This is a genomic window from Streptomyces sp. NPDC012474, assembly GCF_042955185.1.
In the GTDB taxonomy this organism is placed as follows: Bacteria; Actinomycetota; Actinomycetes; order Streptomycetales; family Streptomycetaceae; genus Streptomyces; species Streptomyces cahuitamycinicus.
In genome coordinates this window covers 1-8,062 of record NZ_JBIBEP010000046.1, presented here as the reverse complement: position 1 = coordinate 8,062, position 8,062 = coordinate 1, and the positions used below count along the sequence as shown (strand labels likewise).

Here is an 8,062-nt window from a genome sequence, read left to right as displayed (position 1 = left end):
AGTTACAACTTTCTCTACTGGTTCAAGGCGGCTCGCTCCGCTCCCAGCGCGGGGGCCGGCCCCCCCCCGGGGCCCCCCCCCCCCCCCCCCCCCCCCCCCCCCCCCCCCGCCCCCCCGCCCCCCCCCCCCCCCCCCCCCCCCCCCCCGCCCCCCCCCCCCCCCCCCCCGGGAGGGGGCTACCCGTGCCGGTACGCCACCAGCGAGATCCCCACGTAGTGCGCGATGAAGGCCGCCAGGGTGAGGGAGTGGAACACCTCGTGGAAGCCGAACCAGCGCGGTGACGGGTTCGGCCGCTTGATGCCGTAGACCACGCCGCCCGCGCTGTAGAGCAGGCCGCCGACGACGACCAGTACGAGAACGGCGATGCCGCCGGTCCGCATGAAGTCCGGCAGGTAGAAGACGGCCGCCCAGCCCATGGCGATGTAGCAGGGCGTGTAGAGCCAGCGCGGGGCGCCGACCCAGAAGACCCGGAAGAGGATGCCGGCCACGGCCGCGCCCCAGACGCCCCACAGCAGCCACTGGCCCTGGGCGCCGGGCAGGAGCAGCATGGTCAGCGGCGTGTAGGTGCCCGCGATGATCAGGAAGATGTTGGCGTGGTCCAGCCGGCGCAGGATGCCGTCCATGCGCGGGCTCCAGTCGCCCCTGTGGTACAGCGCGCTCACGCCGAACAGCAGGCAGGCCGTCAGGGCGAAGATGCCGCAGGCGATGCGCCCTCTGGTGGTGTCGGCGAGGGCGGTCAGCACCAGTCCCGCGACCAGAACGGCCGGGAACATGCCGAGGTGTAGCCAGCCCCGCAGCTTCGGTTTGACCGGATGCGGCAGGGAGAGCGCCTTCGGACCGTGGCCGTCGGCCGCCGAGTCCGTGGGCGCGTCGGGGACGAACGCAGTCATGGCCGAATGGTAGCTACGGAACCGTAAGTAACGGGTCCGTACCACCGATTGACCGGCGAAGAGTGGCCATCCTCTCACCACGGTCCGGCGATGGTCACGCAAACGGACTGTCAGGTGAACGCAACGTGCGCGCAAAGCGGCCGCGGGAAACCGTGGCGAGCCTCACGTTGCTCACCTGTGCGCTCCTCTGGACAGATGGGCGCGTACGTCGGATGATCAAATGAGTGCAGTCGGCACCGGATGAGCGCCAAGATCCACCGTCAAGCATCCGGGTCGCAGCCCCCACGGGGCCTCCACATCACAAAAAATCCCTCATTTAGGAGCAATCGTGGCGCGCGATATCGCGGCTCCCACCGTCCCCACCACCCATCAGGGACTGATCTCGTGGGTCAACGAGATCGCTGAACTGACGCAGCCGGACAACGTGGTCTGGTGTGACGGATCCGAGGCCGAGTACGAGCGACTGTGCGAGGAGCTCGTGGCGAAGGGCACCTTCCGCAAACTCGACCCGATCAAGCGCCCCCACTCCTACTACGCCGCCTCCGACCCCACCGACGTCGCACGCGTCGAGGACCGGACGTTCATCTGCTCCGAGAAGGAGGCGGACGCGGGCCCGACCAACCACTGGAAGGCCCCCGCCGAGATGCGGGAGATCTTCCAGGGCTCCGGAGGCCAGGGCGGCCTGTTCCGCGGCTCGATGCGCGGGCGGACCATGTACGTCGTGCCCTTCTGCATGGGCCCGCTCGGCTCGCCGCTGTCCGCGCTCGGTGTCGAGATCACCGACTCGGCGTACGTCGCCGTCTCGATGCGCACGATGACGCGCATGGGCCAGGCGGTCCTGGACGAGCTCGGCCCCGACGGCTTCTTCGTCAAGGCCGTGCACACCCTGGGCGCCCCGCTGGAGCCCGGCCAGGCGGACGTCCCCTGGCCCTGCAACAAGACCAAGTACATCTCGCACTTCCCCGAGGACCGCGAGATCTGGTCCTACGGCTCGGGCTACGGCGGCAACGCCCTGCTCGGCAAGAAGTGCTACGCCCTGCGCATCGCCTCCGTCATGGCCCGCGACGAGGGCTGGCTCGCCGAGCACATGCTCGTCCTCAAGCTGACCCCGCCGCGCGGCGAGTCCAAGTACGTCGCCGCGGCCTTCCCGAGCGCCTGCGGCAAGACGAACCTCGCCATGCTGGAGCCGACCATCCCGGGCTGGACGGTCGAGACCATCGGCGACGACATCGCCTGGATGCGCTTCGGCGAGGACGGCCGGCTCTACGCCATCAACCCCGAGGCGGGCTTCTTCGGTGTCGCGCCCGGCACCGGCGAGCACACCAACGCGAATGCGATGAAGACGCTGTGGGGCAACTCCGTCTTCACCAACGTCGCCCTCACCGACGACGGCGACATCTGGTGGGAGGGCATGACGGAGGAGACTCCGGCCCACCTGACGGACTGGAAGGGCAACGACTGGACGCCCGAGTCCGGCGTCCCGGCCGCGCACCCCAACGCCCGCTTCACCGTCCCGGCCTCGCAGTGCCCGATCATCGCGCCGGAGTGGGAGGACCCCAAGGGCGTGCCGATCTCGGCGATCCTCTTCGGTGGCCGCCGCGCCACCGCCGTACCGCTGGTGACGGAGTCCTTCGACTGGAACCACGGCGTCTTCCTCGGCGCCAACGTGGCCTCCGAGAAGACCGCCGCCGCCGAGGGCAAGGTCGGCGAGCTGCGCCGCGACCCCTTCGCGATGCTGCCGTTCTGCGGCTACAACATGGGCGACTACATGGCCCACTGGGTCGACGTGGCCAAGGACAAGGACCAGTCCAAGCTGCCGAAGATCTACTACGTCAACTGGTTCCGCAAGGACGACGAGGGCAAGTTCGTCTGGCCCGGCTTCGGCGAGAACAGCCGCGTCCTGAAGTGGATCGTGGAGCGCCTGGAGGGCAAGGCCGAGGGCGTCGAGACCCCGATCGGCGTCCTGCCGACCAAGGACGCCCTCGACACCGACGGCCTGGAGCTGGCCGACTCCGACCTGGAGTTCCTGCTCACGGTCGACAAGGAGGTCTGGCGCGAGGAGGCCGCCCTGGTCCCCGAGCACCTCAACACCTTCGGCGAGCACACGCCGAAGGAGCTGTGGGACCAGTACCGCGCGCTGGTGCAGCGCCTGGGCTGAGTCCCACCCCTGTACTCCGCGGCCGGCTGGAACCGAGAGAGCCCTGACCAGCAACATCGTCACGGCCGGCCGCGGAACCGACTGGCGGGGCCCGCACAACGGCGTGCGGGATTCCGGGCCGGCCGCCGCGTCCTCCGTCCGCCCCGACGGAAACCGGCGGCGACCGGCCCCCTCCCGCCCGCTTCGGCACGGCCCCCAGGTGGGCTCACGAACGTGCCGATGACTGACCGAGCGCTCCGGCCGACGGCCTACGTCGACCGGGGCGCTCGGGCGTTTTCGGGGTGCGGGTATCGATGCCGGCGTCGGTTTCGGTGAACAGCTCGCACCACACCGTCTTGCGACTCGGCTCCTGCTCCACGCCCCACCGCACGGCCAGCGCGTCGAGCAGGGCCAGTCCGCGGCCCGACTCGGCTTCGGTGCCGACGCCCGCGACCAGAACGGGCAACACCCGGGGGTCGGGATCGCTGACCCCCAACCGGATCCGACCGCCTACCTCGCGCCACACCCGCACCGTGACGGGGACGGCCTCCCCGACGTGCCGGACCACGTTCGTGACGAGCTCGCTCGCGCACAGCTGCACGTCGGTCCCGTACGGGCGCAGCGCCCGCCGCACGCCGGACACCCCGGCCGGGGTCGCGAGCAACTCCAGCGTCGTCACCGGCGGCATCACGCGGCACGCTGCCGGAGAGCTGCGGCCAGGGCCTGCGCAGTGAGGAGATTGCAGGCGCCGAGCGTGATCAGCGGCCGCGCGGGCCGGGAGGTGAGGGCCGGGAGATCGAGTCCGAGAGACGGCAGGGTGATGCCGTGTGCGGCGAGGGCGACTCGCAACTCCTCGACGCAGGCGTCGGCTTCGGCGGGGCTGTGCATGGGGGTCACACCTTCCAGTGCGCTGAGTGACGACCTCCTCACACTGTGACGCCGACCGCCGTACCGTGACAGCCCTTCGATCTCCCGCTCCTGAACTGCGGCTGCGCGGTGAAGAGCCTGGTAGCGGGCGATAACGGCACACCAAGGACGGTGAACGATGGGTCAGCGCAAGGACATCGACGGTTCGACGGGCGTCCCGACGTTTTACGGCAGTGAGTTGCGCTGGAAGCGGGAGGAGGCGGGCCTCACCCTCCAGCAACTCGTCGAGGGCAGCTTCTACGGCCCGAGCCACCTGAGCGAGATCGAGCGGGGCACGCGCCGGATGCCGGCGGAACTCGCCGAGCACGTGGACAGGGTGCTGGGCACGGACGGTTTCTTCAGGCGCCGGTGCGAGGACGTGCGGCGGGCGAAACGACGGGGGCACGCGAGCTACTTCGAGCGGGTGCTGGAGGCGGAGCGGCACGCGGAGACCATCGAGGAATGGTGTCCGACGCTGGTGCCGGGGTTGTTGCAGACGGAGGCGTATGCGCGGGCGGTGGTGCGGGCAACGCACCCACTCGCTCCGGACGAGGAGGTAGAGGAGAAGGTCACCGCCCGACTGGCACGAGCCCGCCTCTTCGAGGAGAACCACAAGACGCCGGTGTACTGGGCCATCCTGTCCGAGACCCTGCTCCGTCAGCCGATTGTTCCGCCTGACCAGGCAGCCGAACAGTGGCAGCACATCGCCGGGTTGGCCCGGCGGCACCGGATTGTTCCCCAGATCCTTCCGTGGAACTGCGGAGCGCACCCTTTCATGCTGGGCACGGCCAAGATCATGACGTTCCCCGATGCGCCACCGCTGGTCTACACGGAGGCGCTGCACAGCGGGGACACCATCGACGATCCGGGCCTCGTTAAGGATTACCGAAGGTCGTACGATCTGCTCAGGGCCGCCGCGCTACCCCGGGAGGCGTCCCTCGCCCTGATCGAGCAAGTGGCTGAGGATGGCGGAAATGGCAAGCAACGGACTTGACTTGAGCACAGCCATCTGGCGCAAGAGCACCTACAGCAACGGAAGTGGCGGCGACTGCCTGGAGGTGGCCGAAGCCTTCCCCGGCGCCGCTCACTGGCGCAAGAGCACCTACAGCAACGGGACCGGCGGCAACTGCGTCGAAGTGTGCGACGCCCACACCGCCGTCGTCCCCGTCCGTGACTCCAAGGTCCCCCACGGCCCGGTCCTCACCATCACGGCCCCGGCTTGGACGTCCTTCGTCACGTCCCTCAAATCGGTACATGTCGCCTGACTGTCACGTGGCACAGTGACGCTCGGCTGGGACACCCCAGCCGAGCGCCTGTCGTGTCTACGGCCTCACCGGGTCGCCGTCCCCGATGGCCAGCCACCACACTCCGTCGTCGCGGGTGAGGTCGAGAGTCTGGCTGCTGTCGTTCTCGAAGCGAAGTTCGACACTGGCCAGGCCCGGTGTGACGGGGTCCGCGACCAGCGCCTGAACCGGACGGTCGGCCTCGGCGCCGAACTTGGAGATCAGCCCCCGCGCGGCTGCCTCCCGGCCCGTGTACCACGGAGCACCGAGGTCAGCCAGGTCCTCGGCGTCACCGTCGCGTAGGCGCTGGACATAGACCTTGAGCACCAGCTCGGCCTCGCGCGCGACCTCCTCGGCCTCGGGATAGGCCGACGTCGCGGCCCGGACCGTCAGGTGCACCTCGGGGGTGTCCCGCAAGGCGTACGGTGCCGCATCGCGCTTCGACCACCAGACCAGAGCACCCACCACCACGCAGAGAGCGACGACCACGGCGATGAGCCACCGCGCCTTCGCAGTCCGGGGCATCAGTACCACTCCGGGATGACTCGGTGGATGTTCGCCCACGTGCCCCTCTGGCTATTGACGTAGGTGTCGAGACGCTGGTTCAGACGATTGTTGACAGCGAATCTTCACAGGGGAGTCTTGAGAACGTCCAGTAAGTGAGAGGAACCACACAGCGCTGCCCGCCGCCTCACAGGACAGGGCGGCCGGGGGCCTTCACGCCATGTGAGCTGCCGCCCGAGCCCTTCCGGATCGGTGAAGTCGATGGGGCCGTCGGCGGCGTTCCTGCCGGTGAGGCGCGAACGGGAGCACGAGCACTGTGGATGGCCCCTGGGCTCCACCGACGTCGAGGGGTGCTCACTTGTCACCGGCGTGTGAGGCCCCCGCTCCAGGCATATGACGGCCATCAAGCCGGAGAGCAACGCGACGAGGGGAAATGGGCCGCCGGCCGATCCCGGAGTGAGCAGGCGCAGGACTCCCATGCGACAGCACACAGGGCCGCGACAGCGAACGCAGGCGTGCGAGACGTGACTTCACTTCTTCCGCCTCCGGCGGGCCATAGCCATGATGGTCAGCGCCAGCCCGCCGAGAGTGGCAAATAGTCCAGCGCCCATAAGCACGTGGCTCTGGTAGCGAACGCGTCCCCTTCCGCCATGGGTCAGCCGCGAGCCGCAAAAGGCTCGATGTGGTCACTCTGTATTTACCTCATTCGCCCCCCAGACGCGACAACCATGGGCTGCCAAGAGGCCTTCCTTTATGTCCGGAACTCGACAACTCACCAATGCAGCATGGAATCCCAGTCTTCTCCACAACGTGAGGCCAGGCTCCCCGGCACGATCGTCCCCTGGCCTCACGTGTGGCGCCTCTTCGTGGTCTACTTCCTGCCGTTGCCGGGCCAGGCGTTCTCGTCAGATACGCCACACGCGACGGCACCAACGAAGCCTGCCTGAGAGACGGCCAGTCCGATGCCGCCTGCGACCGTCAGCGAAGCACCTCCTGTCGGGATCGCCGTGATCAGGGCAACAGTCGCGAAGGCTGTGGCCACTGTGTCCCAACCCGTCCACAGGCCCGCCGGGTCGGTGTTGTTGACGGGGTCGCCAGCCGCATACAGGTATGCGTTGGTCTCCTGCCCCGACGGGTCGGGTTGGGTGAAGCGGCCGAGGGTGGGGTCGTAGTAGCGGTGGCCCATGCACTTGTAGAGGCCCGTGGGGTCGAGGTAGGCGCCGGTGTAGCGGTGGGGCTGGGGGGCTGCCTTCGTGCACCCCGTGAGGGCTGGATGCCGGGTAATCGCCTGGCGTCCAGCCCTCACGCTTTGCGGTGACTGCTGTTGCTTCAGTTCACGTCGTAGAGCCCGTACAACTTGTCACTGTCCGCTGATGTCAACGCGTATCCTCGACGCTTCCGGACACTGACTTTCTCCGTGCTACGGCGAGTCCTCCCGCAACAAGGCCGACCGCAGCGAACAGAACGGCGGACTGCCAGATCGGCCAGTCGAAAAGACCAGCCGCAGTGGCAACCACTCCCACAAGGCAGGTGAGAGCAGCACAACTGCCAATGACTGCAAGAGTGTTAGGGCTCCTCTGTTTCACACGTTTCTCCTCAGAAGAAGCTTCCGACTGCTCCACCGATCAGGCCACCCCACATGCCGTTCTCTCGCTCCGCCTGCGTTCCGCCCGCAATGGTGGCGCCAGCGGCGCCGCCCCCTGCGCCCCAGAGCGCCCCGGTGACTACGGCAGCGCCGACACACGCGGCGCCAGCAGTACCGATACACGCAGCACCCACAGCTGCTGCACCGAGACCGCCGGCCACTGTGCCAGCGACAACACCCACCGCATCAGCGACTGAGAACAGGCCCGTGGGGTCGCTGTTGTTGATGAAGTCGCCACCGGCATAGAGGTAGGGGTTGGTCTCCTGCCCCGACGGGTCCGGCTGGGTGAAGCGGCCGAGGGACGGGTCGTAGTAGCGGTGGCCCATCTTGTAGAGGCCGGTCGGATCCAGGTACGTGCCCGCGTAGCGGTGGGGCTGGGGGACTGTCTCGGTGGTGGTGCCGCGGGGTAGGCCTGTGGGGCCGTAGGCGTAGGTGTGGGTGCGCTTGCCCGTGTCGTCGGCCAGGCCGAGGACGTTGCCCGTGGCGTCGGTGAGGTAGTAGTAGGACTTCCCCCCAGTCGTCATGGAGTTCAAGGTGCCCGCCGGTTCGCGGATGAATCCGGTGTCGACCCCGTTCGTCGTCGTGGACGCCAGGCCGAGCGTGGTGTGGTGGAACCACGTCGAACCCAGCTTCGTGCGCTCGGAGTTGTCCGTGCCCGCGTGGACCAGGTCGTAGCCCTTGCCACCAGCCGTAATCC

At 68.5% G+C, this 8,062-nt stretch carries 9 protein-coding genes; 3 read left to right on the top strand and 6 right to left on the bottom strand.

The window, feature by feature from the left end; all coding sequences use genetic code 11:
- Positions 1 to 176: 176 nt before the first annotated feature.
- On the bottom strand, positions 177 to 890 hold the full coding sequence (locus ACFY9S_RS40515; protein WP_391139140.1) for a hemolysin III family protein: 714 nt from the start codon (positions 888 to 890) through the stop codon (positions 177 to 179).
- 328 nt (positions 891 to 1,218) lie between these two features.
- On the opposite strand from ACFY9S_RS40515, the gene ACFY9S_RS40510 reads away from it, so the two are divergent.
- A complete protein-coding gene (locus tag ACFY9S_RS40510; protein WP_391139138.1) occupies positions 1,219 to 3,048 on the top strand; it encodes a phosphoenolpyruvate carboxykinase (GTP) in 1,830 nt (609 codons plus the stop codon).
- Between the two features lie 205 nt (positions 3,049 to 3,253).
- Here the strand turns inward: ACFY9S_RS40510 and ACFY9S_RS40505 are convergent, their stop codons facing one another.
- A complete protein-coding gene (locus tag ACFY9S_RS40505; protein WP_391139136.1) occupies positions 3,254 to 3,715 on the bottom strand; it encodes an ATP-binding protein in 462 nt (153 codons plus the stop codon).
- Positions 3,715 to 3,915 carry a hypothetical protein gene (locus ACFY9S_RS40500; protein WP_391139134.1) on the bottom strand — a complete coding sequence of 67 codons (201 nt, stop codon included), beginning with the start codon at positions 3,913 to 3,915 and terminating at the stop codon, positions 3,715 to 3,717. The genes ACFY9S_RS40505 and ACFY9S_RS40500 overlap by 1 nt, the downstream gene beginning before the upstream one ends.
- Before the next feature lie 157 nt (positions 3,916 to 4,072).
- On the opposite strand from ACFY9S_RS40500, the gene ACFY9S_RS40495 reads away from it, so the two are divergent.
- The gene (locus ACFY9S_RS40495) at positions 4,073 to 4,927 is read left to right on the top strand and encodes a Scr1 family TA system antitoxin-like transcriptional regulator (protein WP_391139132.1); all 855 of its coding nucleotides are present in this window, start codon (positions 4,073 to 4,075) and stop codon (positions 4,925 to 4,927) included.
- The gene (locus ACFY9S_RS40490) at positions 4,908 to 5,198 is read left to right on the top strand and encodes a DUF397 domain-containing protein (RefSeq protein WP_391139130.1); all 291 of its coding nucleotides are present in this window, start codon (positions 4,908 to 4,910) and stop codon (positions 5,196 to 5,198) included. Before ACFY9S_RS40495 ends, ACFY9S_RS40490 begins: the two co-directional genes overlap by 20 nt.
- 57 nt (positions 5,199 to 5,255) lie before the next feature.
- On the opposite strand, the gene ACFY9S_RS40485 is transcribed toward ACFY9S_RS40490, so the two are convergent.
- From ACFY9S_RS40485 to ACFY9S_RS40475, 3 genes are all read right to left on the bottom strand, one after another.
- Entirely contained in the window at positions 5,256 to 5,741 is a 486-nt protein-coding gene (locus tag ACFY9S_RS40485) for a hypothetical protein (RefSeq protein ID WP_391139128.1), read from the bottom strand.
- 850 nt (positions 5,742 to 6,591) lie between these two features.
- On the bottom strand, positions 6,592 to 7,026 hold the full coding sequence (locus tag ACFY9S_RS40480; protein WP_391139126.1) for an RHS repeat-associated core domain-containing protein: 435 nt from the start codon (positions 7,024 to 7,026) through the stop codon (positions 6,592 to 6,594).
- 290 nt (positions 7,027 to 7,316) lie between these two features.
- A partial coding sequence (locus ACFY9S_RS40475; RefSeq protein ID WP_391139125.1) for an RHS repeat-associated core domain-containing protein occupies positions 7,317 to 8,062 on the bottom strand: 746 nt, incomplete at its 5' end.